The organism is Salegentibacter profundi (assembly GCF_054121475.1).
On record NZ_JBSYGG010000002.1, the window covers coordinates 227477 to 252033 of the forward strand.

Sequence of the window (24557 nt, forward strand, 5' to 3'; positions counted from 1 at the left end):
TGTTTAAATCTTATCCATTAAAAATTTTTGAAATAGAGACATATATCCATAATCTTTTTCAAATCTTGTATTTTTGAGATTTTCAGGAAGAAGAGTGTCATAAACAATTTTAGTTGCACCTCCAGTACTTGCTACTGGTATTAGTAGTGCATTGGGATGGTACTCTGTAAACATTTCATATTCATCTTTAATCCCATTCATACCACCAATGAAAACAGCGGCAGAAAATTCATTTTCTGAAAACATTCTTTCTCTCATTAGCTTAATACTTAAAGGAGTGTTATCTTTTTTTTCAGTGTACACTACATTTTCAAATCTGTTATTATCTGGCGGAAATAAATCTTTAAACCATAATGATTGATATAGTTTGACGTGTTCTTGAATATTCATATCCAGTTTTTCCAATACATAATAAATCAGAGGAGTTATTGAGGGATGACCTCCCCAAATAATGCGATGATATGGAAGTACTACTGTTGTTAATGCAATGACTGCATCTCGAATGGCAATTATGTCAGCTGTTTCAACATATACCGGATCTCTTTCAGGCAGAGGAACACTTGCAGAAAGAAAAATATTTTTTATGCTTTTTGTAGCCATGATTTAAAATTTTGTTTTTTCAATGTCTTTATATCCTTTTTGAAGTTATTATTTAACCAATCTAGGTGTTTCAACCACTTATCACGTATTCTTAAATCATCATAAATTAAGCGTATAGAAGTATTTTTGTTAACTTCTATTTCGTGTCGAATTTCAGCAGATTGACAACTTGTGGATTTAGGAATACCAATTGTTGGGATATAAATGATTTTTTTTCCTGATGGTAAAATTTCAGATAAAAATTTTTCAGGCTGTACATTCACTTTTCGACCGCATTCTTGAGCAATATTTCTAAAATCTGTTATTAAATTATCTTGCCGTGAAGCTAGATTTCTAGCACGAACAGACTCTACCTTTTGAATTACTTCCTCAACAAGAACCTCAACTAACTTTGACTTATCTTTATTGTTATAAACATTGTCAATAAAATCAGATTCCTTTAATTTAATAGGATAACTAATGTGAGATCCGGAATCAATATCCTTAATTTCATGATTTGGCCAAACTAGTTGAACTAATCCAATTTGTTTTGTTCCAGCCTCAGCAAATTCTTCTTTACACCAATGACTTTCTAAAAAATTAGGTGTATTAAGAAGAACAATTACATCACAATCTGTCATTCTATGCCATAGTTCATCTTGAAAAGGTTCACTTTTGCCGATGGAGTGCGTGTCTAGAAAAACATCATAGTTATATAATTCAAGGGCTTCGTATAACTGAATTGCTATGGAAGTGGATTCATTTCTTCTATAACTAATAAATATTCTTCTTGAATTTCTTAAAAGTTCAAAAGACTCTAAAATTATATTTGCAATTCTATCTATTTCAATATTTTTAAATTGTAACCCATTCTGATTAGATAAAATGGAAGGTATTTCCTTCGAAAAAGCATGATCATCTGGGTTTCCAAAGAAAATAGGCAAGATCATTGTTCCATCTTTTAATAACTTATCTGTTATTTTTAAATGTTGGTGATTTCCCTCTCTGTTTCCAAAATACAAGGCAAATGCTGGTTGGTTTCCCAAATAATCTTCAGCTATTTTATCAGCTTCAATAATTTTAATAATCGATTGAGGTAATCCTAAATCTTTAATTTTCTCTATTGTTTTGGTCAAAATTTGATGCTTTTCTGGCACATCTGAACCTAGAATAATTAGCTGATATTTATAGTTCATAGCTTAACTCTTTTTTATTAGTTTCCAATCCTTCTACAACACCTTTCATGAGCACAGGGCAAAGCGGCTTAATACTTTTTTTTAACTGCTCGTTGATGTGTTTTCGAGTTTCTAAAGTACGGTAAATGGTAACAATAGCTTCTTGTATTTTAATATCGGGGATAGGAAGTTTTACCCTGCACATTTCATCCCAATCAAATGTTTCTCTGGCACTGCCCCAAGAATTAAAGCGGGCATAACGATCAAACTCACTTCGTTTTAAGAATAAATACAAATATTCAGGGAGTAAAACAGTTTTATCTATGACCTCAAATACAGTATAAATTCCTGATACAATACAGTCTTTCGAGTTATTCATTGCTAATGCAATTTTATCACCTCTTCGGGAAGTGTCAGGTACATAAACAAATTGCCTATTTCTAACAACTTTGTAATTACAAAAATTGACACCAGTAGTGTTTGCTTTAGTTTCAATCAGGACTTTTGAAGTTGAAACACCTTGTAGAAAATCAATTTTTAGATTTGTATTACGTTCGTCTGATTGCTGAATATATTTACCCAAAAATTTGTTTTCTTGGGTTTTTATCAAATCTTCAATGTAGGTATTGCAAATTAATTGTAAATCTTCTAAACTGTTTTCGTAGGTATTTTGGTTGCCTAGCAGTCCATTATAAAGATCTACATATTTACGTTGCTCATTTATATGGGGCATAGGAATTTCTATCTCACAAAGACGTTCGTAATCGAGACTTGCCCTAACACTACTATCACTAATAAACCAACCATACCTGTCAGATTCTGGTCTTTGAAACCACATCATCATATACTCAGGGAGTAATTCATTTTCATCAATTACTTTAATTACAGAATAGGCCGGTGAAATAATAGCAGGTTTGTCATCTGTATAAAGTGCTATTCTAATGGTTTCGTCTCTGCCAACCTGCATTGCAGAATATGCAAATTGTCCTTTTTGAATAATTTTATATTTTGATAAGTCTGTACCCGAAACATTGGCTACAGATGGCATAAAATTCTTAGTAATGTTTATACCCAATAAATTGGTTATTGCTAAATCCTTATTGCGATTATCTACCTGTTGTATGTATTTCCCTATGGGTTTATAACTCATATCCTAAGGTTTTAAAGGCGTTTATGAGTTGTTCCTGACTTTGTTTTTCTTCTTCCAATAATTTTTTAAATTTTCCTTGAATACGTTTCATTTCGGTATCGAAGTCAATACTACTATCGCCATCTACAAACTCAATGTATTTACTGGGTACTAAAGAGAAATCGTTTTCTACTATAGTGTCAAAATGTACCGATTGGCAATATTCAGGAACGTTCTTGTAAGTGGTTTCACAATCTGACTGTTGCCAATTGTGATAGTTCTGGGCTACTTTTTCTATATCATTAGATGTTAGTTCAATAAATTTTTTTTCATACTCACTTCCCCAACGTCTTAAATCAATAAACAATACTTCTTCCTGCCGGTCACGGTAATGGCGTTCCTCATCGCCCATAGAACGGGTATGCGCGGTTTTATTCTTATTCAGGATCCAAACGGTTACACTTATGTCCGTCGTATAAAACATATTCCTTGGTAAAATTACAATAGCTTCCACCAGGTTATTCTCCACCAGCTTTCTCCTGATTTTATATTCTTCACCACCCCCGGATAAGGCACCATTGGCCAGAATAAACCCGGCAACCCCATCATCTGATAATTTGGAAACCATATTTAAGATCCAACCATAGTTGGCATTACTTTTTGGAGGCACTTCATAGCCCTGCCAGCGAGGATCATCGATTAATTCCTGCGGCCCGCGCCAATCTTTTTGATTAAATGGAGGGTTGGCCATAATATAGTCGGCTTTTAAATCTTTATGCTGGTCGTTGCTAAACGTATCGGCAGCTTTATCCCCCAGGTTTGCCGATATTCCCCGAATGGCCAGGTTCATTTTGGCCAGTTTGTAAGTAGTATTTGTGTATTCCTGGCCGTAAATAGAAATTTCCCGTTTGCTGCCGTGGTGGCTTTCAATAAACTTGATAGACTGCACAAACATACCACCAGAGCCACAAGCCGGGTCATAAATAATCCCTTTATAGGGTTCAATCATTTCTGCAATAAGGTTTACAATACTTTTTGGCGTGTAAAACTCTCCCTTTCCTTTTCCTTCCGCCAAGGCGAATTTGGATAAGAAATATTCATATACACGCCCTACAATATCCTGGGATTTGTCCTTTTGGGTGTCTATTTTATTGATGGTATCTAAAAGAGCCGCTAATTTACTTTTGTCAAGTCCCAAGCGGGAAAAATAATTATCGGGCAAAGCTCCTTTTAGAGAAGGATTGTTCTTTTCGATCTGGTTTAAGGCGGTATCGATCTTCAAGGCAATATCGTCCTGCTTCGCATTTTTAATCAGGTAGTTCCAACGGGAAGTTTCAGCCAAAAAGAAGACGTTCTTCATATTGTAGAAGTCTTTCATTTCAAGATACTTTTCTTTTCCTTCAGCAATAAGTTCCTTACGGCGCACCTCAAATTTATCGCTAGCAAATTTCAGGAAGATAAGTCCCAGTACCACGTGTTTGTATTCTGAAGGTTCAATGGAGCCACGCAACTTATTGGCTGCATCCCATAAACTTTCTTCAATTGATTTTTCTTTGGTTATTTTCTTTTTGGCCATTATTAAGATTCGGGTATAACAAGTAATTATTTATTAGCTTCATGAAGTAGGGAAAGAAGCCGCAGCAATTTAGGAAAAATCTTTCTAATGTTAAAGGATTCTAAAGGTTGAAACCTAATGAGCACTTGAAGGCCGGTCATTGCTTGCTCGGCACACTATCGACAGTGGGCGGAGTAGGGAAACAGATTTGCGGGATTAGTGGTTTAATACTTGATCTCTAAAATAACAATTTTCAGAAAACTGCCCGTTATTTGCGATGAGCCGTCTTTGTTGGGTGCTGTGGTTTATACTAAAATTATGTTGTATATTAAAACTATCTATTGCTATTAATTTAATTAACGTATATTTGAGCTCCTACTCTTAATCAGTTTTGTATGAGTCAAGTAGTTCCGGTATTTCAATTTGAAGTCCGTTATGATCATATTTTAAATTTTTCTCAAATAGCTAGAAAAATTGTAGCGCCTTATGTTAGGCTTTCTCAAAGTATTAAAATTGAAAATCAAAATACTGTTGAAGAAAGAATAATATTGAATTTTGAAGAGGAAGATTATTTAATAATTGTTAGTTGGGATAGAATTCTTATTAAAGGACAGAATAGTTTAAATCCTTATTTATCTAAAAATTCTCCAATTCAAATTCCTTTTTTGGCGATACTAGATAGATTAAAAGATCTAGAAGAATTTGGTTCAATTAAAAATGCCCTTTTTGCTGCAACTTATATAAAAGAGTTTAAAATAGAAAAGGATGAAATATTTTCGAAATTCTCAGATAAATATTTAAATTCTGAAACTCAAAGTATTTTAGATACGTCTAATGACTTAGCTATTACTCTTGTAGATCGTGGATCAGAACATGAAACAACAGTTTCACTAGGTCCATATTTGGGTACAGTAGATTTGACTAGAAGGGCTATCAGACCTTTAAATTATGAGACTCTGGATGAAACTGAATTTTTAGGAATAATGTTAGAGTATAAGCATGGATATTCTACTAGTAATATAACATTTGATGATTTTGTAAAATTGACGAAATCCTCAAATAAAACTTTTGAAAGATCATGGAAGATGTTATAGAATTTAAGAAGTTAGGTTTTTCTACCTTCAATTTTCCCAATCTTGAAAAGGAGAAGGAAAAAGATCATTTTTTGAAAACCTCTAGTGAAAATGAAGAACTTGATCAAGTTTCTTTAACAAAGCTATATGAATATTCCTCTGAAGATTCTGGTTCTTTTTTGAAAAATTTCTTAAGGGGTAAGGAAACTATTTTAAATGAAAATTGGGAAGTTAACGAAAATGTTCAAGGCAAAATTCTAAGTTTTGATGAGAATGAGGTTTATGTTGATTGTCTAATAGACCTAGAAAAAAATGTTATTCAGAGTAGAAAGTTTCCAATTAGCTTATTTAAAAATTTATCTCACATAGATAAAAACAAGCCTGTTTTAATAAAGACGAGATTAAAGCCAGGTGCCATCCGTATCGATGTTTATTCAGGTGAAGGAATAGTGAATTTAAAGGTTTTTGAAATTAATAATCAATGGGACTCATTGAAAGGCAAAAATTTAGATTCTAAGCTTACTAAGTGGTAAAAATCACCTTTAAAAATGTCGGACAGGGAGATTCCATATTGCTCGAATGGAATGAAAATGGTTTAGATAAAATTGCAACTATTGATTGTAATACACACTTAGGAAGTAATCCTGTTTTAGAACATATAATAGAGAAGGGATATAAGAATATTGATTTCATGATTCTTTCTCATCCTCATTTGGATCATTTTTCTGGTTACGTTGAATTACTTAATTATTGTAAAGCTCAGAATATCCAAATTCGAAGATTTCTTCATACCGCACAAACTTCTCCCGATTTTTTAAAAGCTGCTACTAGAAGTATTGAGGAAAAAAATAAATTATACGAATTATTTAAATTATTAAATGATTTAGTTGAGGAAGACTTTTTGAGTGTTTATGCGATTGACGATAATCCGGATGTGAAAATAAAGTTGAGTGATGAATTCCTAATGGAGATTCTCTCCCCTTCATCAAGAGAAATAGCTAAGTATATAAATGGAGAAAAATATCCTTTTGATGAGGAGACGGTTAGTCATCCAAATGCAAATTGGTTGTCCACAATTTTAAAAATTTCCAATGGACAGCTGAATGTTTTACTAACTTCAGACGTAGAGACTGGTGCACTTCGTAGGATAGGTAAAAAGAACGGAGGTAGATTAGGTAAGGATAAAATTATATTGGCTCAAATACCACATCATGGGTCTAAAGGGAATTTAGATAAACCGTTTTGGGGTATGAGAAGGCGGTTTCCAATAACACCTGTTGTAATTTCTGTTGGAAAGAATAGATATAAACACCCTTCTAAAGAAGTGATTGATTTTTTCAATGGACAAGCTAATTATGAATTAAAAAGGACAGATTTTAATACCGTACTTTTAACTAGTGAAAAAACTATAAAAGTGAATAGTTTATTAGATGTGTTTAGTGAGGAAATACCACAAGATTTAGGGTCTGGCGATAAAACTTTTAAGCTGACGAACTCTGAAATCGAGTTATTATAATTCAACATCTATAAAACCATTGCACATAACGGTTACGGTTAACGCCAGTGTGCGGAATTTAGCACGCGGGGTTGTCGGCTTATAGTTTTGTTGTTTGGAGTTCTAAGATATCGATATTGGTTGAATACCGCATATTGGCCGTTAACCGATGTTGTTGCGCGTTTTTTAGTACTCATATCTTATTAAATCCTCATAGTCCGCAATCTTCAAATTAATAGCATCATAATTTGACAATCGTAGCGGTTTGAGATTAAAAGAAATAGTTCGAGTGATATAAGCCTCACAATCCTCTATATTTATCAATTTTAATTTTAGATCTCTTTGTGGGACAGCTGTCTCAGATATACCGTCTAAATCTATTAAATCAATTTCCCAGCTGTTTCCATCGCATCCGGAAGATCCGAATTGAATTTCTAGACAATCTTGATTTATGCTTACGTTCTGAATTGTATAATTGTCTGTACTTGTCTGATGATATAAAGCATTATCTATGATAATACATTTTTCACAATTTTCAGGTTCTGCACACTCAATAGTTTCATCATCATTTTTATTACAACTAGTAATTAAAAAAAGAATTACCATTAAAATTTTAATCTGTTTCATAATGAATTGATAATAGGTTCTATTCTATAGACGATAAAATATTAAATGGTTGCGTCCTTTTTCAAATTAGTCAATCGGGAATCAATATTAAATCAGTTTTCTTATAAATTGGAAATATTGATTTGGTATTTTACTTTACTTAAGTTAAAATTTTTGTCTGAAAAATGCGCTACAACGGTAACGTATAAACGCAGTAGCGGATTTTACGCACCTGGTTTTCGATTTAGCAATATACTTAATTAAACACAAAAACGGTTCGAGTTTATACTGAAACCGCTATTGCGTTTATACAATGTTGTAACCAGTTATTTTCCATTATATTTTTGTTTTTTGTTAAAGTATCTCCTTAAAATATAGTTTCTTATAATGCTCAGAATCGTTAAATAGATTGTTATCAAGGTATTTTTACCCGAGTGGTTTTCTATTCCTAATACCGGAAATATTATATGTAATGAAATTATGGTGACTAAAAACCCAACTGTCACATTCGCCAAGCTTTCAATTAAAGATTGTTTTTTAGTTTGCATTACTTAAAATTTTAACTTCAGAAGAGTGGGTTTTGTTTTCAATTTGAATAATTCTGTAGCCAGAAATAGCAGTATTTATTTCTATTTTATCAATGTCCTTTTTAATTTGAAAAGCTACTGCTGGTGTAATGCATTGCTTGATGTTTTTATAAGTTAAAGAGCTCTCCATATGATAGTGACCACAATAAATAGTAATTTCATTTGGTGTTTCCTCTAATATTTTAATGAGGTCTTTCCTATTTTTTAACTTTCCTATTTTATCTACTTTTAGATTAAGTCCAATAATTGGATGATGAATGAAAATAATGATAGGTTTAGGCGTTATAAGTTCTTTTTTTAGCCATTGGAATTGTTTAACATCTATGATGCCTGAAGAAGAATCTAAATAGATAAACTTGAAGTAGTTTTTAAGCTCACTTCTGTAGATTTTTTTTGTAATATAATTGGCTCCTAAATTGTAATGCTTGGAAATCTCCATAAAATTGTCGTGGTTTCCTAAAGCAATTGATAAGTCCATTTCTTTAAGTTGCTCAAAGAAATATAGAATACCTTTATTTTCTCCGATGTCACCAGTGCATACAATGTGATTAATACTATTATCTTTAAGACTTTCTAAGATTCTGTCAAACCGTTTTCTCGCTGATATTTTGTCTTCGAAAGGAAATTGTTCATCAATGTGTAAATCAGTAATGTGCGCTATTTTTTTCATCATTTGTCTTTAGTTTCCTAAAACCAAAAGTAATAGCGTTCTTTTTTGAGTAGTTATAAAATCTTGCTGATTTTATAAAGCATTCCTAAATTGTGTTGGCGATAATCCAACGTGTTTTTTAAAAATATTAGAAAAGTAAGCTGTATTGTCAAAGCCTGATGTAATGGCTATTTCAAAAATAGAGTCCGTTGAGTATTGAAGTTTATTCTTTGCATTTTCTAAACGAATATCTGTTAAATATTCGAGCGGTGTCTTTCCATTTATTTCTTTGAAGAGCCTATGTAAATAGTATTTACTAACACCTATCTCTTTACTAATTAACTCAAGTGAGATTTTATCTCTAAAATTGTCATTAAGGTATTCTTTCGTTTCAATTATTGATTTGTACAACTCTCTTTTAGTATTATGCCTAACTATCTTTAATCTTCTAAAGTCACTATCAATCGAAACTTGTTCTTGAATAATCAGTTCAGAAATTGTTATGAATAAATCATTCATTTGTTGATTCAAACAGACTTGGTCGTTTTCATACAGGTAAACTATTTTGTCAAGTAAGTTCTTGACTTTTTGATTTGAACTTCTTTGAGTTATTTCAAGAAATTTTATTGAAGAGTTATAGCCAAGGTAAAAATGAGATATTTCATTAATTAGCTTTGGTGATAAGAACAATGACAAACCCTTTGTTCCCTTTTTTGCCTCAGTAATAATTTGACTATTGTTTAAAACTAAATACTGGTTTTTTGAAACTTTTAAGTCTTGATTATCAATGCTATAGTATTTTATACCATCAATAACATATTTTATGGTATAAGTGGATTGATAGGTTATTGAAATATCATCAGAATGATTAGAATACAATATCTTATCTTCCAATTGATTAGAAAAGGTAGGAATTGATGTTATTTCTTCAAGTTGAATCATATGACAAATCATTGTCTTTTGAGTCTGTAATTGGTTACAACTCGTTATATCCCGGACAAAATACTGCTTTAATCAAAATAATGTCGGGATAAACGGAGTTTTCCCTAAAAATAAAAAATTAAAGTAAAATGAAATTACGGTAAACCGTAGCCGAAGTAGTAATTTAAATATCTTTGTAAAGCCGGCTCAGTTTACTTCGTTGTCTTATTGTATCATCTATCTCAGTAGCCGAAATGTTGTCAATGCGTCTAAAGAGTTCTTCAAAGCTTAATTCAAAAAAATCACACATTAAATATAAATTTTCTAGAGTAGTATTTGGGAGGGATTCTTCTCGCGCAGCATTCCAAGTTTTATTGTACTTTATTTGAATTTTGTCATTTAAAGCTTGTTGAATTAGGGGTTTATTATTTATAGTGGTTTCTATTCTTAACTTTTTAAAAACTATACCCACTGCCACTCTATACCTAAAAAGTTTCTTCTCGTACTTCACATCAGTAAAATACTTTATAAATTTTAACATTTACAACGACGTTTGTGTCGTTATTAATTTCTATATTTGAATGAATTACAGAATATTTAATTAAATTTGCGAAACTTCTTTAGGTAAAATATTAGAAGCATTCGCTTTGAATCTCGAATCTGAAACTGGTAATTTTATGCAACGAGATGATAAGCAAGGATGCTCACGACCCGGGCGTGAGCTTTTAACTTATCGTTGCAAGGTATACCAGTACCCAGATTCTTTAAGTTGAGCCGCGCCCTTTCTGTTTTCACAAAACAGGAACGTTTCTCTTCATAATTTTTAAAGTGATTTTCTACAACTTTTAAGTTCCGCAACACCAAAGTAAATGTTTTGGTGGCCTAATCTTATGTCTAATCGTAAGTTCGTTGCGGGACGAGCAAAATTTTTCATAATCCCGTGGGTGCTGTGATGCCCTATTTTTTTTACAGCTTGGGTTGGGAAAAGTCCCTAAAAAGGGCTTTGGGAACATTAGTAATAGGTTTGCAATTTCGGCTATAGGGAGCCGGAAAACCCCTTCATTTTTAATAAATGTATTGGGGACTATTTGAATTAAGCTAAAAGCCTTCCCTGAAGATTGGCGTCTGGAGGGGAAGGCCTAAGCTTAAGTAAAACAATGTTTCACTTAAAATCACACGTAAAATTATGAAAAATAATTACTCGCGCCTTAAATGGGTGGCGCTAATTATTATAGGCGGGATACTATTCTTCCTGTCCAAAAATGCTACTGCAGCAACTACTACTTCCCTAGCCTTACAGCAACAAGAAGTCTCAGGTGTAGTAACGGATCAAAATGGCTTGACTATTCCAGGCGTAACCGTTACAGTTAAAAATACCAGTAGAGGAACAGTAACTAACCTGGATGGGGAGTATAAAATTACTGTTCCCGCCAATGGAACTTTGGTATTTTCCTATATAGGTTTTAAAACTTTAGAAATTCCGGTAGATGACAATGAAGAAATTAGTATTCAATTAGAGGAGGATGTTTCTGCCCTTGGAGAAGTAAAAATTAATGCTGGGTATTATAGTACGACCAGGCGGGAAAGTACGGGAAATATTTCGAGGGTAACGGCTGAAGAAATAGAGTTACAACCGGTGGTAAGCCCAATACAAGCCTTGCAAGGGAGGATGGCTGGGGTAGAGATTGTACCTAATGGGAATTTACCTGGTGGTGCTTCCACTATACGTATTAGGGGTATCAACAGTTTACGAGAGGAGGGAAATCTTCCTTTATACATTATAGATGGTGTACCGGTAAATTCAGCACCTATTGAAAGTAACAGTAACTTGGATGTCAGCGGTATTGACCCGCTAAATAACTTGAATGTTGCCAATATAGAAAGTATAGAGGTTTTAAAAGATGCCGATGCCACAGCAATATATGGCTCCAGAGGTGCCAACGGGGTGGTACTGATAACCACCAAAGAGGGGCGAATTGGAAAAACCGAGATTCAGGCTCGTGTTTACTCAGGAGCTTCCGTGGTCCCAAACCGTGTTGAGCTATTAGATACTGAAGAATATCTACAGATTAGAAGAAGGGCCTTTGAAAATGATGGTATTGAACCTACGGAGGCAAATGCTTATGATCTTACCATTTGGGACCAAAACAGGTATACGGACTGGCAGGAAATGTTCTTTGGAGGGTCTGCTCCCGTGACAGACGTTAATCTACATGCTTCAGGAGGAAATGAGCAGACCACCTTCCGGTTGAGCGGTTCCTATCACAATCAGGGAACAGTATATATTGGTGATTATAATTACAACAGGGCAACGGCGGGTATTAATTTAAATCATACCACTGAAAATGACAGATTGCAATTCAACCTATCTGTAAATTATGGTGTCGATTCTAACAAACTTGCAGGCTATTTAAATTTAACCGGCCCTGCTTTTAGCCTTCCTCCTAATGGGCCGCCGGTATTTAATAACGAGGGTGATTTAAACTGGGAATCCTGGAGTGCTGCAGGTTTGGATAACCCGTTATCCGGTTTTTTCAATAGGAGTACAATCCGCAGTAATAACCTGAACTCAAATTTATTGGTTTCCTACCGGATTTTAAAAGGATTAGAATTTAAAACCGCCTTTGGTTACACGGCATATCAGGGTGATGAAATTGTAAAACGGCCTAAAAGATCTTTTAATCCAGCCAACCGGGAAAATATGAGTCACAGGTCTACGCACCTGACAACTGAGAGACGGTCCTGGATAATTGAGCCGCAGTTAACCTATAGCATTAGGTTAGGAAAATTAAATTTAGATGCTGTAGCCGGAGTTACTTTTCAGCAAAGTGAAAATTCTGGTTTGGGGCTTCAGGGAGAGGGATATGTTTCAGAATCGCTTATTGGGAATCTAAGTGCAGCAGAGCGCATAATTTCCGGGAATAATTTAAATACTGACTATCGTTACAATGCAGCTTTTGCAAGGTTTGGTTTTAAATGGGATGAAAAATATTATCTCAATTTTACCGGCAGAAGGGATGGTTCCTCGCGTTTTGGCCCGGGAAAACGTGTGGCAAATTTCGGGGCTGTCGGTGCTGCATGGATTTTCACTGAAGAAAATTTTATGAATAACGCACTGCCATTTCTTTCATTCGGAAAATTAAGGGGTAGTTACGGGACTACAGGTAATGATCAAATCGGGGACTATGGATATTTTGATGCATATGAAGCAACTATTGGCCCGGGAGGTTTATATCCAAACCAGCTTTCCAATCCTAACTACTCTTGGGAGGTAAATAAGAAATTAGAGGCTGCTATACAGCTTGGTTTTCTTAAAGATAGAATAAATTTAGGGGTAAGCTGGTACCGAAACAGATCATCCAACCAACTTGTTGGATATCCCCTGCCTGCAACCACTGGATTTAGTTCCGTTCAGGCTAATTTGCCTGCTACGGTTGAAAATACCGGTTTGGAAATAGAATTATCTAGTCTGAATATAGGTTCAGAAAATTTTAGGTGGCGAACTTCGCTGAATTTAACCTTTCCAGAAAATAGACTATTCAGTTATCCGGGGCTCCAGGAATCCTCCTATGCCAATACCTATAAGGTAGGAGAGCCTTTAAATATCGCATTACAATACGAATACGCCGGAATTGATCCCGAAACAGGTCTCTACCAGGTTGTAGATATTGATGGTGATGGGATGTTGGATTTCGATGATAGAAATCGGGTTTGGGATCGCGGCCCCTCCCTCTTTGGAGGAATCAGTAATTCATTAGAGTATAAAAATTTTTCACTGCGTTTTCTATGGCAGTTTACCAAACAGGAGGGAATACTGGCTCTTTTCCAAGGCGGTGTCCCTGAAAATCAACGAGCGGATGTCATAAGGTCTCTGCAAGCTAACAGTCCTTTTCAGCAACCATCTACCTCTATAGATGCCGCCAGGGCCTACAACAATGTTTTAATTTCTGGACTACCGGTTACTGATGCTTCATTTTTAAGGCTAAAAACTTTGGATTTCGGCTATTCAATTCCTCGCAGTCTTATGCAGACAATAGGACTGACTGGTGGAAGACTTTTTGTAAGCGGACAAAACCTGATAACTCTTACTCCCTATAAAGGGATGGATCCTGAAATGCCGGGAAGAGGTACTGCATTTTCAGCTTTAAGAACCGTTACCGGAGGAATTCAATTAAACTTTTAAAAATGAAAGTCATGCAACATAAAATAAGTATAAAATTAAGTTTGATAATCGTCACCTTTCTGTTTTGTTCGTGTGAGGATTTTCTTGAAGTGGAAGCACCCAGCCACAAAATAGTTAGTGAAACTGTATTCGATCGAGACGAAACGGCCATTAGTGCTATGACGGGCATTTACAATCAATTGTTCCGCGCATCATTTTACGGCGGGATACGGGAAACCAGCGTAAATGTTTTTGCGGGTTTATCCGCTGACGAATTGAAGGCTATAAGACCAAATGATCTAACACTGTTGGAATTCTATCAAAACAACATCCAGCCCGATAATACAGGCAATCTTTCCATCTGGTCCAGTGCTTATAATATTATTTATATGACTAATTCCTTATTGGAGGGAGTGAATGCTTCTGATAACCTCAGTGCTGAGTTGAGCAATAGCCTAATTGGTGAAGCAAAATTTGTCCGGGCTTTCACTTATTTCAATCTGATCAATTTATATGGAGGTGTACCATTGGTACTGACGACAGATTACCGTGAAAATGCACAGATGCCTCGTGAAGAAACAGCGGTAATCTATAACCAAGTTTTTGAGGATCTTTATAATGCCCTGGAACTTCTGGGAGAAGAATACCGCGAAGGAGAACGAACAAGGGTCAACAGGTATGCCGTAGCTGCCTTGCTTGCCAGGGTAAATCTTTATCAGGAAAATTGGTCGCAGGCAGAAAGCTATAGTAGTGAGGTAATTTCACAAAATGGTCAATATCAAATTATAGAAGATCTAAACCAGGTCTTTTTGGCTAACAGTAAAGAAGCAATATGGCAAATTTCACCCATTGGGGGCAGCGGTGGCATCCTTACCAATACCAATGAAGGCTCAATTTTTATATTTAATCCCAACTTTCCCAATCTCACCAAACTTGCGCTTACTCCGGATCTTGTAGCAGTGTTTCAAGACGAGGACAAACGCTTTATAAACTGGGTAGGGTACAATGAACCTACGGGTAATTTCTATGCCTGGAAATACAAGGACAGACAAAGTTTCAATAATATCACGGAATATTCTATGGTACTTCGGCTGGCCGAGCAGTATTTAATAAGGAGTGAAGCGCGAGCCAAGCAGGGAGATTTAGCAGGGGCCATTGCAGATTTGAATTATATACGTCAGAGAGCAGGATTAATGCCTGTTGAAGATTTAGATATGGAGATTCAAGTAGAAGCGTTTATAGACCTATTGGAAAAGGAAAGAAGAAGAGAACTATTTACCGAATGGGGCCATCGTTGGATGGATCTAAAACGAACAGGCCGGGCAGTTTCTGTTCTTGATTCAAAACCTTCAGGTTTTGAAAATACAGATACACTTTTCCCGATTCCAGCAGAAGAACGAATAAAAAATTCAAATTTAGATCAAAACCCAGGATATTAATTTATGGAAACACGTGTAATAAAATTAATGATGCTACTAATAGTTCTAGCACATTTCAATACAATAAATGCCCAAAACAATACAAAACCAAATGTGCCTGAGCTAGATTCAGAGTTAAGGCATAAGAAATTAAAGAATGGTTTTGAATATTATATAAAACCCACCTCTGGGAAGGATACAAACGTCTACCTTTCGCTCATTGTGAAGGCCGGAACAAACCATGAGGATAAAGATCAGCTGGAACTAAGTCACTTCCTTGAACACCTGGCATTCAAATCCACTGAAAATATCCCTGAGGGGATCCACGCTAAACTTGGAGAAAGTAATCATTTAGGCTTAAATACCTTCGATGTTAATGGTCACCCGTCACCAAAGGCCACTTATTATACCTTTAAATTGCCTTCGGATAATAAGGAAGCACTGGACCTGGCATTACTTTGGTTTGAAGATATTGCAAAAGGGAAACTAAAACTTATGGATCAGGATATTGAGAAAGAAAAAGGTCCCTTCATACAAGAATATGTGACCAGGGGCGGGGATAATTTTCAAAAAAAGCTTCAGGAAAATCGCCTGTTATCTCTTTTGGTTCCTGGAAGAAAGGATAAAAGCACTATTTTCCAGGAAATCCAAAACTGGGATAATAAAATTTTAAAGCGTTTTTATAAAAAATGGTATCGTCCGGATTTAATGGCGTTGAGTATAGTCGGGGGTATTACAAATGCAGATAGTATAGCCACAGCAGTACATAACCGCTTTTCTACAATTCCGATAATCCAGAATCCGGAACAAGCTATAAATTATGATTCTTTATATTATCACCAGGAAAATAAATTTGCCAGGATACATACCGGGGACTCCTTAAATTCCAAGGTTGAATTTCAACTATTTTACAAAGATAAGAAGACCCATTCCAACCTATCCAATACGGAAGGAGCCTACCGTATAATGCAATGGAATCTTTTAATTGATATTCTTAATGAAAGATTCAAGCAAAATTCTTTTTCCTATAACTCATTTTTTACTTCAGGGGCATATTATACCCTGAAAAACTCTATTGTACCGCCATCCCTTAAAATACTCATAAACAGTGAAGGTAGTAAATACCAGGTGGCCATAAAAGAAACCATGGGCTTATTGAAACAATTATCTGAATACGGGGTAACCAAAAAAGAATTTCAGGAGGTGGTAGACAAACAAATGAGAAATTCTGAATCTTTAACTCCGCAAAGTTCGCGCTCTTGGATTACAAATATACAAGTTCATATTGTCTCGGGAGAGGCCTTATTGCCCGCTAAGCCTGATTTATTGAAAAAATGGCTTTCCGATTATAGCAGGGAAGATTTTAATTCTTTTATAAGCGATTTGAATTTTGATGAGCCTGAAAATATTGGTGTACTCATTCCTTATAAGTATGAAAAGCTCGATATTACAGAAAGCTTAATTAGAGATACATTAAAAAGTGGTTTTGCTACTAGCATAGAGCCCTATACGCCACTTAAAACTCCCGAGTATTTAATGAGTGAAAAAGAGAAAAATAAACTGAGCTTAACCGAGCCTATTGATTTAGGCTACGGGGAGTCCGGTGCCAGGGAAATACGCCTGAAAAACGGGATAAAAGTTATACTAAATTCTTACCAGCCCGAGGGCTTAAATAAAGATAAGATTTTTGTTCACGGTTTCACACCTTTAGGAGCTATGAACTTTCCAGAGGAGGATTACTTTTCTGCTCTAAATTCAGCGGATATTGTTTATAACAGCGGTGTCGATAAATTCAGCAAATTTGAATTACAGCAATTTCTTTTAGGTAGAAGTCCTAACTGGTTTCTAATTGATCTTTACGTCAATAACCTTGAGTCAGGAATTAAAATGCATAGTGAAATACAGGATCTTGAATATTTATTTCAGCTAGTTTATTTATATATGCAAAAGGGCAATGCCTCCGAACTTGCTTTTGAAGACTGGAAGAAAAAAGAATTAATAAAAAAGTCAGGAACGCTGTTTGATGTTAAAAATCAGGATTTAACCATGCTCATTAAAGCTTATTTTGGAGATAGGTCAGGGAGTTTGTATGGGACAAAGCGCTATGAAGGTATAGAAAAAACCAGGTTGGACGATGCCCTGAACATTTATAAACAAATTTTTCAAAGATCAGAAGATTTTACATTTATTCTGAGCGGTAATTTCCCCATAGATTCGGTTTTGCCTTTAGCTACTAAATATTTAGGAAATCTCCCGGTATCCAATATTGAAATTGAAGAGGAAAGCACTCAGAAAAAAGAAAAATCAGTTAGTAATGGCCCCGTGTATAAGGAATATGGTTTTCCAGGAAATTATACCAAGAAAAATAATCTGTATAAGCCCTTTATCGTGAAAAAAGCTGGGGCTAATTCAGACTGGAAGGAAAGAATAAAGGTCGAAGCTCTAGGTGCAGTTACCGACACTAAGATATGGGATTTGCGTTTTAAAAAGGGTTATCCGCTCTATGACTTAGGAGTAGGAGGCAGTTATAATGTAATCAAGAACCGATATGAAATCAGCGGCAATTTTAATACAGATCCTGCGGAAGTAGAGAACATCAGGGTTGAATTTAAGAAAATTCTAAGAAGATTAAGGACTGAAGAAATTCCTGAAGACCTATTAAAGCAAAGTCTAGCGAGAATGATGAGTATTTATAACCCTGAAACTGGAGGAAAAACACATAGATGGGTTCAGGATAAACTCTATAAGTATTATCGTTTTGACCTACCTTGGGTAAAAAATTCAGAAATTTACCGGTTCATTAGAGAACTCACACCGGCTGATATTATGAAGACAGCAAAGAAATATTATAAGGATAATAATCTATATGAATTTGTTATAAAATCAAAAACGGAAAATTTGTAGAAAAAAAGAAGGACAAGCCGGGACTCCCAGCTTGTCCTTTAAATGCAACTCTTATTTTATTAAAATGCATTTATCACAGTTCCCGCACCTAATTTTCTGTTCATAAGGGCAGGGTCATCATATACCGGGTAAGGTGTTCCTCCTGGAGTTAGTCTTGCTTCACAAGGCTCATTGCCTGTTTGACAATTAAGCTCCTCTACGACTTCCACTCCACTTTCGGTCTGGATATAATCCAGGTTCGGATCACTGGAATTATTCATAGTTGCGAAGGACATTCCTATGGCACAAATAAAGGCCATCATCGGTAAAATTAATTTTCTAGGTTTCATAATTTAAGTTTTTATGAATTAGAATTATGCCTACTTTCTTTTACAGGTGTTCGGCTCACATTCCTGTTCTTATCGCGATAAAATTTTATTTTTTATGATTCTTATAGTTGAAATACCCAGGATTAGATTGAAAAGGTTAAAATACAGGTACTGTTTCCAGGAGAATTTAGCAATCAGGCCTGTGCAGCTACAGGGCATTTCATAAGCATTTAGTAGATTCCATATGGCATAGCCGATATAGAGAATGCTTAAAGCAAGAACGAAATAAATTCCGACGCTTCGGGTTTTTTCTATGCTAATTAAGGCTGCTATAATAATTTCAGTAGTAGGAAAACCTGTGGCCAGTACTTCAGATAAATATCCCTTAAATAAAAAGGGTTCATTGATCCATAGATTAATGAAAGAGGGATCCGTTAGTTTTACGATACCCGAAAAACTAAATAGCAGGATAAAATAGAATAAAAGAACCGATAAATATATCCCGGTTGATTTATTGGTTTTAAATATTAATTCGATTTCCTTGAAAGCCATTTTCCGTATTTTTGAACTGATATAAAGTTCGTAAAATACTATTTACCATTAAGTTGGATTTTTGACTACAAGGTTGTTTAACGACATTTTGAGGGAGGTATTCCGAAATGTTTTTTAAACGCACGCGAGAAATGTGCGTCACTTTTAAAACCACACAGATCACCAATTTTTGACTGAACTGTATCAGTTCCTTTTAACAATTCTCTGGCCTTTTCCAATCTTTTAATAAGATGAAAGCGCGCCATAGTAGAACCATATAAAAGGGGGAACCCGCGTTTTAAAAGCGTGGGATTTGTATCCAGAAATTCGGTCATATTATCCATTCCAGGAAAAGGTTTATGCAAATTATCCATCAAATAATGGTAGGCTTTTTCTAATAGGTCTTTATTCTTTTTAATGTCGAATTTCAGGTTGGTTGAGCGTGTGAGCTTTTCAAGTCTTAACTTTTTTAATTCCGTTAGGGGAATTTTCCTGACAGAAGACAGTATATACACATCGGATTTTATGGATAAGGGGCTTAATCTAGAATCAAGGGTGGCAATTAGGTCATCTTTTAATTTAAAATTCAAGTGAAGTGGTTTTTCAAACTTTTGGGAACTAAATAATTCCTGGATTTTTTTAACTGAATAATGATCTAAAAATCCATAGAGGCTATTTAAAGCCTCAGGACAAATGAGCATTTCGTGGGAACTGTTATAGTCAATTACATTCAACTCCTGATTTATTATAAAAATTAAATGCTGAAGGTTAGAGGTGTTATTATCCGGAGAGATATTGGGAAAAACATTTTTTAATTTACCTCCAAGCATATTTAGAAGAACTGCAATTACTAAATTTTTATCTTTAAAATATTTTGTATTGATCCGCCTATCATAATCACCGGTAGCAAAGGCGGTGATAAGGCTTGCTATTTGATCCAATTGTTTATCTTTTTTGTGATACATATCAATGTCTTTTTGGAAAGTTACTGAGAAATGCTTTAGCCTTAAGGGGATCTTCAAAGAGACGGGTTGGAACGGCAGGAAGACTGGTCTGCAGATAAAAATCAGCAGTAAACGCAGAAAGCGGATATCTAACGAGCAAGGCCACGGCGGTAGCTAGCTCTGAGCCCTCTTTAGCAAGATAGTCCATAGCTGATTTATCGGCCTGGATCACCTCCCTCAGATCACACAAAACGGGATAGGATTTATTATTCTGTACCGATATCCGGAGTCTTACGAGTTTTTTTGCCATATCCAGGGAAAGGTTCTCGATAGGCAAATAAATAAAGTGAAGAATATCCTGTTCGATATAAACCTTAGCATAATCATTATGTGCCCTTTTACTAATCATTCCTGTGCCCGTTTGAATGATGTTAATTTAAATAAATATTCTTGATCCTTAGAGCAAAATATTTACCCCACAGGCTCATATGGAGGTAATTATCCCTATTCTATTTTGTTTTTCAGGGTCAATATTTGATTTACAGGTGCATTTTGAGTAAGTAATGCGTTTAAAAAAATCGCTTCTTTCAAAACTTTCTTTAGTTTAAAGTCTTCAAATTTAAAACAGTGGGCAATGGCAAAAGTTAAGCATAATAATTTTCTGGATACGGTTGATGAAGTAATCACCAATGCAACCAATGCTGGGGTAATCCATCTCCATGCAGAGGGCAATGAATTAAACGGGCGGCGTATAACCATTAACGGGAAACCTTCTTATCACTTCGGAACCACGGGTTACTTAGGACTTGAACAAGATAAAAGATTAAAAAGAGCAGCAATAGATGCAATTGAAAAATACGGAACCCAGTTTCCTCTATCAAAAACATATATTTCGCACCCGCTCTATGCTCCGCTGGAAGAAAAAATATTCGAAATGTACCAGCACCCCATACTCATTACTAAAAATAGTACACTTGGGCATTTAGCAGTCATTCCCACAGCTATAAGGGATGGTGATGCGGTGATCTTGGATCACCAGGTACATTGGAGTGTTCAAAGTGCCACGGAGGTTTTAAAATCAAAAGGAGTAACAGTAAGGATGATCAGGCATAGCAATATGGATATGCTGGAACATTATATCAAAGACTTAAGAAATAAGGCCAATAAAATTTGGTATATGGCAGACGGGGTTTATTCCATGTACGGGGATTTTGCCCCTTTACAGGACTTAATGGAGTTGTCCAAAAAGTACCCGCAATTACACCTCTATATAGATGATGTGCACGGAATGAGTTGGAAAGGAAAGCACGGTTCGGGTTATGTTATGTCTGTATTGAAAGAGCTTCCCCAGAATCTACTCTTAATCGGCACGTTGAGTAAAACTTTTGGGGCTAGTGGTGCAGTGCTAGTATGTCCTGATAAAAAATTGCATAAAAAAATTAAAAATTTCGGAGGACCCCTAACATTTTCAGCCCAATTGGAACCTGCTTCAGTTGCTGCTGCCACTGCTTCTGCGGAAATTCATCTCTCCCCTGAAATCTATGAGCTACAGTCAGGTTTAGCTGCTAAAATTGAATATTTTAATAAATTACTAGAGGCTTCAGATCTACCGCTGGTACATAAGAATACCTCCCCGGTATTTTATATTGGTACAGGGTTACCGGCTACAGGATATAATTTTGTACGCAAAATGATGAATGCCGGTTTTTTTGTTAATCTTGGTTTGTTTCCAGCAGTTCCGCTTAAAAATACCGGAGTTAGAATCACGATTTCTAGGCATAACGAATTGAAAGATATTCAGGCCCTAGTGGATGCGATGAATTATTACTTTCCCCTGGCTATGGAAGAAACCCATACTGATTTAACCAGGATTTACAAATCATTTGGAATCCAAACAACCGAAAAGAATAATCCTGTAACTACTCAAATGGAAGAGCTAAATCTGGAATATACCCAAACCATTCAACAAATAAATAAATCGGAATGGGATACCTGTTTTTTCGGAAAAGGTACATTTGATTGGGACGGTCTTGATTTTTTAGAGAAAGTGTTTACCAATAATAATTTAAAGGAGCATAATTGGGCCTTCCATTACATTACCATAAAAGACAAAATAGGGAAAATCATTTTGGCGGCACCCCTTACCAGTGCGCTTTTAAAAAATGATATGCTATCGGATGCAAAAACCTCGAAAGCCATTGAAGAAATACGTGAACAGGATCCCTATTATATGACCGATATGGTGCTATCCTTAGGATCAGTTTTTTCAGAGGGAGCCCATTTGTTTTTAGACGATGATCATCCTCTACATATTCAAGCCATGCGGTTATTTCTAGAGAAAATTGATGAAATAAAGTCTAACGTAGGGGCTAAACTCATCATTTTAAGGGATTTTGAAAAAACAAATACGTTGAACGCTTTTCTTCACAAGCAAGGTTTTATTTCCTTAGAAATGCCCGATTCCTGTGAAATTGCCAATTTCAATTGGCGAAATGAAGAACAATATATTTCCACACTCAGTAAACGCTCCAGGAAACATTTCAGAAAGGATATCAAGGCATTTGAGAACTATTTTAAAACCAGGATCGTATGCTCCCCTACCCCAGAACAAATTGACAAATATTACCAGTTATTTGAAGAGGTTTGGAGTAACAATTTAGGAATTAACACTTTTAAATTTCCTAAAAAGCTATTTACTGAAATGGTTAAAAGTCCGAAGTGGGATTTTCTAACATTATATCTTAAAGCAGATAATCCCGACGCATTGGATAAGATCGTAGGTGTGATGTTTATAACGCGATCTGGAAAAACTTTCATACCCGCTTTTGTAGGCGTGGATTATGAATATAATGAAAAATTAAATGTCTATCGCCAGCTTTTACTCCAGGCAATAAAAACGGCCGGGATTTTAAAGTTCGAAAAAATTAATTTTGGCCTTAGCGCCAGTTTTGAAAAAAAGAAATTGGGAGCCACTTTAATACCTAAAATAGCCTATGTTCAAGCGGATGACAACTTTAGTCTTGAAGCTTTAGATTGGTTACGTAAAGATTAACACCCCCCCTTTGAAGCATATTTTTTAATATTTACCCTATAAAAAGCCGTATTGAAAATAGCACAGCAAAGGCATTATTTGTTTTTATTAAATACAAATCTCATGTTCGAGAAAACAATGTCGATATTCAGCGAAAATGTTGAAAGCCTAATTCAGTCAGGTAAATCTGATTTGAAGAAAGCTGAAGATGGCATTAGTTTATGTATTAAAATTCTTTCCAAATTACAAAAGCAAGTTGATAAGAATGATTTTGAAAATACTCAAGCGGAAATTGAGTTTTTTAAAAATATAAAACCTTTCCCGATGAGCTATCTTATTTATTTTACCGAAGTCAGGTCTTGTGAATTAAAGCTCCCGAAAGTCGGTAACTCTCATAAAGTTCGTTATTTGGAAAAGGAGATTAAAAAGATCAATAGATTTTTTTCTGAAAATAACAGTTTTGTCAACTATATGGAGCAAAACCACAATTACCTGGATCCACAATTTTTCAGTCGCAGTGGAAAAATGGATTTCTCCTTTAGCCCAACTATTAACTATTATCAAAATCCTGAATTTTCGACCAGCCACGATATGCTTTGGTCTAAAGTCCAGGCTTTATACAGGTACATCCATTATATCCGAGAGAAATTAGAATTGATACAGCCCGGAAGCATTGGGAATTTCCGGGAACGCCAACCAAATTTATTACGATGGTCCGGATCCAAAACTTCTTTAGTAGAGGTAATCTATAGTTTATATCTTAAAGGAGATATCAACAATGGGACTGCGGATCTTAAAACGCTTATCTCTGCCTTTGAAGATTTTTTTAATATTAAGCTCGATAACTATCATAAAACATATGGTGAGATGAGAGCCAGAAAAGATCCTAGAAGTAAATATCTTCACCAAATAGCTGCAAAATTGGAAGCAAAAATGCGCCAGGATGATGAAAGGTGAATTTTCGAAGTAAATCGTAACTACGAAAATCAGCTCTACATTAATTTTACAAAGAATTTCTGCTACTTCCCTCCTACCTTTACCTCAAATTATAGCAATCCTCGTCATTTTCTATTAAACGTTAAACTTTTTCGTACTACGAAAAACCTAGGGAATTATTTCCTGCAAACAATTTCAATTTTATAGAACAATTATAAACCAGGTCAGGAACAAACAAATGAAATGTTCCGAGCCATAAAATTTGTTCTATTATGCCAACATCAATTATTACTACAGACGATCTTCAGGATTTCAAAATGGAATTACTCGAAGACATTAAACAACTGTTGAACCAGCAAAAATCAGGTAAAATAAAAAAATACCTAAAATCTGCAGAGGTCATGGATTATTTACAAATAAGCCCGGGAACGCTTCAAAATTTACGAATAAATGGGACGCTACCCTATACTAAGATAGGAGGTATTATTTATTACGATGCTGCTGAAATTCAAAAGGTCATGGAAGAGAATCGTGTACTTAATTTAGATCTATAG

General features: G+C 35.2%; 23 protein-coding genes. 9 read left to right on the forward strand and 14 right to left on the reverse strand.

Annotated features, from left to right (window positions below; translation table 11 throughout):
* Positions 1-3: 3 nt before the first annotated feature.
* The 4 genes from ACW6NC_RS03855 to ACW6NC_RS03870 are packed head-to-tail and all read right to left on the reverse strand — an operon-like array spanning position 4 to position 4459.
* Positions 4-600: an SLOG domain-containing protein gene (locus ACW6NC_RS03855; RefSeq protein ID WP_457863870.1), complete on the reverse strand. Its 597-nt coding sequence runs from the start codon at positions 598-600 to the stop codon at positions 4-6.
* Entirely contained in the window at positions 582-1775 is a 1194-nt protein-coding gene (locus ACW6NC_RS03860) for a toll/interleukin-1 receptor domain-containing protein (RefSeq protein WP_457863871.1), read from the reverse strand. Before ACW6NC_RS03860 ends, ACW6NC_RS03855 begins: the two co-directional genes overlap by 19 nt.
* Positions 1765-2904: a restriction endonuclease subunit S gene (locus ACW6NC_RS03865; RefSeq protein WP_457863872.1), complete on the reverse strand. Its 1140-nt coding sequence runs from the start codon at positions 2902-2904 to the stop codon at positions 1765-1767. The genes ACW6NC_RS03860 and ACW6NC_RS03865 overlap by 11 nt, the downstream gene beginning before the upstream one ends.
* The gene (locus ACW6NC_RS03870) at positions 2894-4459 is read right to left on the reverse strand and encodes an N-6 DNA methylase (protein WP_457863873.1); all 1566 of its coding nucleotides are present in this window, start codon (positions 4457-4459) and stop codon (positions 2894-2896) included. The genes ACW6NC_RS03865 and ACW6NC_RS03870 overlap by 11 nt, the downstream gene beginning before the upstream one ends.
* 374 nt (positions 4460-4833) lie before the next feature.
* Here ACW6NC_RS03870 and ACW6NC_RS03875 point away from each other — a divergent pair, with 374 nt between their 5' ends.
* The 3 genes from ACW6NC_RS03875 to ACW6NC_RS03885 are packed head-to-tail and all read left to right on the forward strand — an operon-like array spanning position 4834 to position 7027.
* Positions 4834-5532 (forward strand): hypothetical protein, encoded by a 699-nt coding sequence (locus tag ACW6NC_RS03875; RefSeq protein WP_457863874.1) that lies wholly within the window; start codon positions 4834-4836, stop codon positions 5530-5532.
* On the forward strand, positions 5517-6044 hold the full coding sequence (locus ACW6NC_RS03880) for a hypothetical protein (RefSeq protein WP_457863875.1): 528 nt from the start codon (positions 5517-5519) through the stop codon (positions 6042-6044). The genes ACW6NC_RS03875 and ACW6NC_RS03880 overlap by 16 nt, the downstream gene beginning before the upstream one ends.
* A complete protein-coding gene (locus tag ACW6NC_RS03885) occupies positions 6038-7027 on the forward strand; it encodes a ComEC/Rec2 family competence protein (protein ID WP_457863876.1) in 990 nt (329 codons plus the stop codon). Before ACW6NC_RS03880 ends, ACW6NC_RS03885 begins: the two co-directional genes overlap by 7 nt.
* 165 nt (positions 7028-7192) lie before the next feature.
* On the opposite strand, the gene ACW6NC_RS03890 is transcribed toward ACW6NC_RS03885, so the two are convergent.
* The 6 genes from ACW6NC_RS03890 to ACW6NC_RS03915 all read right to left on the reverse strand — a co-directional run bounded on the left by ACW6NC_RS03890 (position 7193) and on the right by ACW6NC_RS03915 (position 10627).
* Complete coding sequence (locus ACW6NC_RS03890; RefSeq protein WP_457863877.1) at positions 7193-7633, reverse strand: hypothetical protein; 441 nt, start codon at positions 7631-7633, stop codon at positions 7193-7195.
* 305 nt (positions 7634-7938) lie between these two features.
* The gene (locus ACW6NC_RS03895; protein WP_457863878.1) at positions 7939-8160 is read right to left on the reverse strand and encodes a DUF7220 family protein; all 222 of its coding nucleotides are present in this window, start codon (positions 8158-8160) and stop codon (positions 7939-7941) included.
* Positions 8150-8872 carry a metallophosphoesterase family protein gene (locus ACW6NC_RS03900; RefSeq protein ID WP_457863879.1) on the reverse strand — a complete coding sequence of 241 codons (723 nt, stop codon included), beginning with the start codon at positions 8870-8872 and terminating at the stop codon, positions 8150-8152. The genes ACW6NC_RS03895 and ACW6NC_RS03900 overlap by 11 nt, the downstream gene beginning before the upstream one ends.
* Before the next feature lie 69 nt (positions 8873-8941).
* Complete coding sequence (locus ACW6NC_RS03905) at positions 8942-9790, reverse strand: helix-turn-helix transcriptional regulator (protein WP_457863880.1); 849 nt, start codon at positions 9788-9790, stop codon at positions 8942-8944.
* A gap of 163 nt (positions 9791-9953) precedes the next feature.
* Complete coding sequence (locus tag ACW6NC_RS03910; protein WP_457863881.1) at positions 9954-10310, reverse strand: hypothetical protein; 357 nt, start codon at positions 10308-10310, stop codon at positions 9954-9956.
* A 134-nt stretch (positions 10311-10444) separates the two neighbouring features.
* The gene (locus tag ACW6NC_RS03915) at positions 10445-10627 is read right to left on the reverse strand and encodes a hypothetical protein (RefSeq protein ID WP_457863882.1); all 183 of its coding nucleotides are present in this window, start codon (positions 10625-10627) and stop codon (positions 10445-10447) included.
* A gap of 328 nt (positions 10628-10955) precedes the next feature.
* On the opposite strand from ACW6NC_RS03915, the gene ACW6NC_RS03920 reads away from it, so the two are divergent.
* From ACW6NC_RS03920 to ACW6NC_RS03930, 3 genes are read left to right on the forward strand one after another with little or no spacing between them, the layout of a single operon-like run.
* Complete coding sequence (locus tag ACW6NC_RS03920) at positions 10956-13952, forward strand: SusC/RagA family TonB-linked outer membrane protein (RefSeq protein ID WP_457863883.1); 2997 nt, start codon at positions 10956-10958, stop codon at positions 13950-13952.
* Positions 13953-13963: 11 nt separating this feature from the next.
* The gene (locus tag ACW6NC_RS03925; RefSeq protein WP_457863884.1) at positions 13964-15370 is read left to right on the forward strand and encodes a RagB/SusD family nutrient uptake outer membrane protein; all 1407 of its coding nucleotides are present in this window, start codon (positions 13964-13966) and stop codon (positions 15368-15370) included.
* Positions 15371-15373: 3 nt separating this feature from the next.
* A complete protein-coding gene (locus ACW6NC_RS03930) occupies positions 15374-18253 on the forward strand; it encodes an insulinase family protein (protein ID WP_457863885.1) in 2880 nt (959 codons plus the stop codon).
* 59 nt (positions 18254-18312) lie between these two features.
* On the opposite strand, the gene ACW6NC_RS03935 is transcribed toward ACW6NC_RS03930, so the two are convergent.
* The 4 genes from ACW6NC_RS03935 to ACW6NC_RS03950 all read right to left on the reverse strand — a co-directional run bounded on the left by ACW6NC_RS03935 (position 18313) and on the right by ACW6NC_RS03950 (position 20445).
* Complete coding sequence (locus tag ACW6NC_RS03935; RefSeq protein ID WP_450104922.1) at positions 18313-18582, reverse strand: DUF6520 family protein; 270 nt, start codon at positions 18580-18582, stop codon at positions 18313-18315.
* A gap of 69 nt (positions 18583-18651) precedes the next feature.
* Positions 18652-19113 carry a MauE/DoxX family redox-associated membrane protein gene (locus ACW6NC_RS03940; protein ID WP_450104923.1) on the reverse strand — a complete coding sequence of 154 codons (462 nt, stop codon included), beginning with the start codon at positions 19111-19113 and terminating at the stop codon, positions 18652-18654.
* Between the two features lie 77 nt (positions 19114-19190).
* Positions 19191-20057 (reverse strand): helix-turn-helix domain-containing protein, encoded by an 867-nt coding sequence (locus ACW6NC_RS03945; protein WP_457863886.1) that lies wholly within the window; start codon positions 20055-20057, stop codon positions 19191-19193.
* 1 nt (position 20058) lies between these two features.
* Positions 20059-20445, reverse strand: a complete 387-nt coding sequence (locus tag ACW6NC_RS03950) for a DUF7793 family protein (protein WP_450104925.1) — start codon at positions 20443-20445, stop codon at positions 20059-20061.
* Positions 20446-20670: 225 nt separating this feature from the next.
* Here ACW6NC_RS03950 and ACW6NC_RS03955 point away from each other — a divergent pair, with 225 nt between their 5' ends.
* From ACW6NC_RS03955 to ACW6NC_RS03965, 3 genes are all read left to right on the forward strand, one after another.
* Entirely contained in the window at positions 20671-23088 is a 2418-nt protein-coding gene (locus ACW6NC_RS03955) for an aminotransferase class I/II-fold pyridoxal phosphate-dependent enzyme (protein WP_457863887.1), read from the forward strand.
* Between the two features lie 102 nt (positions 23089-23190).
* On the forward strand, positions 23191-24024 hold the full coding sequence (locus ACW6NC_RS03960) for an RteC domain-containing protein (RefSeq protein ID WP_133549767.1): 834 nt from the start codon (positions 23191-23193) through the stop codon (positions 24022-24024).
* Positions 24025-24275: 251 nt separating this feature from the next.
* Positions 24276-24557: a helix-turn-helix domain-containing protein gene (locus tag ACW6NC_RS03965; RefSeq protein WP_034892262.1), complete on the forward strand. Its 282-nt coding sequence runs from the start codon at positions 24276-24278 to the stop codon at positions 24555-24557.

Bases quoted from the DNA above. Each gene is read 5' to 3' on its own strand.
- ACW6NC_RS03855 (WP_457863870.1), bottom strand. From the start codon at position 600: ATGGCTACAAAAAGCATAAAAAATATTTTTCTTTCTGCAAGTGTTCCT.
- ACW6NC_RS03860 (WP_457863871.1), bottom strand. From the start codon at position 1,775: ATGAACTATAAATATCAGCTAATTATTCTAGGTTCAGATGTGCCAGAA.
- ACW6NC_RS03865 (WP_457863872.1), bottom strand. From the start codon at position 2,904: ATGAGTTATAAACCCATAGGGAAATACATACAACAGGTAGATAATCGC.
- ACW6NC_RS03870 (WP_457863873.1), bottom strand. From the start codon at position 4,459: ATGGCCAAAAAGAAAATAACCAAAGAAAAATCAATTGAAGAAAGTTTA.
- ACW6NC_RS03875 (WP_457863874.1), top strand. From the start codon at position 4,834: ATGAGTCAAGTAGTTCCGGTATTTCAATTTGAAGTCCGTTATGATCAT.
- ACW6NC_RS03880 (WP_457863875.1), top strand. From the start codon at position 5,517: ATGGAAGATGTTATAGAATTTAAGAAGTTAGGTTTTTCTACCTTCAAT.
- ACW6NC_RS03890 (WP_457863877.1), bottom strand. From the start codon at position 7,633: ATGAAACAGATTAAAATTTTAATGGTAATTCTTTTTTTAATTACTAGT.
- ACW6NC_RS03895 (WP_457863878.1), bottom strand. From the start codon at position 8,160: ATGCAAACTAAAAAACAATCTTTAATTGAAAGCTTGGCGAATGTGACA.
- ACW6NC_RS03900 (WP_457863879.1), bottom strand. From the start codon at position 8,872: ATGATGAAAAAAATAGCGCACATTACTGATTTACACATTGATGAACAA.
- ACW6NC_RS03905 (WP_457863880.1), bottom strand. From the start codon at position 9,790: ATGATTCAACTTGAAGAAATAACATCAATTCCTACCTTTTCTAATCAA.
- ACW6NC_RS03910 (WP_457863881.1), bottom strand. From the start codon at position 10,310: ATGTTAAAATTTATAAAGTATTTTACTGATGTGAAGTACGAGAAGAAA.
- ACW6NC_RS03920 (WP_457863883.1), top strand. From the start codon at position 10,956: ATGAAAAATAATTACTCGCGCCTTAAATGGGTGGCGCTAATTATTATA.
- ACW6NC_RS03925 (WP_457863884.1), top strand. From the start codon at position 13,964: ATGCAACATAAAATAAGTATAAAATTAAGTTTGATAATCGTCACCTTT.
- ACW6NC_RS03930 (WP_457863885.1), top strand. From the start codon at position 15,374: ATGGAAACACGTGTAATAAAATTAATGATGCTACTAATAGTTCTAGCA.
- ACW6NC_RS03935 (WP_450104922.1), bottom strand. From the start codon at position 18,582: ATGAAACCTAGAAAATTAATTTTACCGATGATGGCCTTTATTTGTGCC.
- ACW6NC_RS03940 (WP_450104923.1), bottom strand. From the start codon at position 19,113: ATGGCTTTCAAGGAAATCGAATTAATATTTAAAACCAATAAATCAACC.
- ACW6NC_RS03945 (WP_457863886.1), bottom strand. From the start codon at position 20,057: ATGTATCACAAAAAAGATAAACAATTGGATCAAATAGCAAGCCTTATC.
- ACW6NC_RS03950 (WP_450104925.1), bottom strand. From the start codon at position 20,445: ATGATTAGTAAAAGGGCACATAATGATTATGCTAAGGTTTATATCGAA.
- ACW6NC_RS03955 (WP_457863887.1), top strand. From the start codon at position 20,671: ATGGCAAAAGTTAAGCATAATAATTTTCTGGATACGGTTGATGAAGTA.
- ACW6NC_RS03960 (WP_133549767.1), top strand. From the start codon at position 23,191: ATGTTCGAGAAAACAATGTCGATATTCAGCGAAAATGTTGAAAGCCTA.
- ACW6NC_RS03965 (WP_034892262.1), top strand. From the start codon at position 24,276: ATGCCAACATCAATTATTACTACAGACGATCTTCAGGATTTCAAAATG.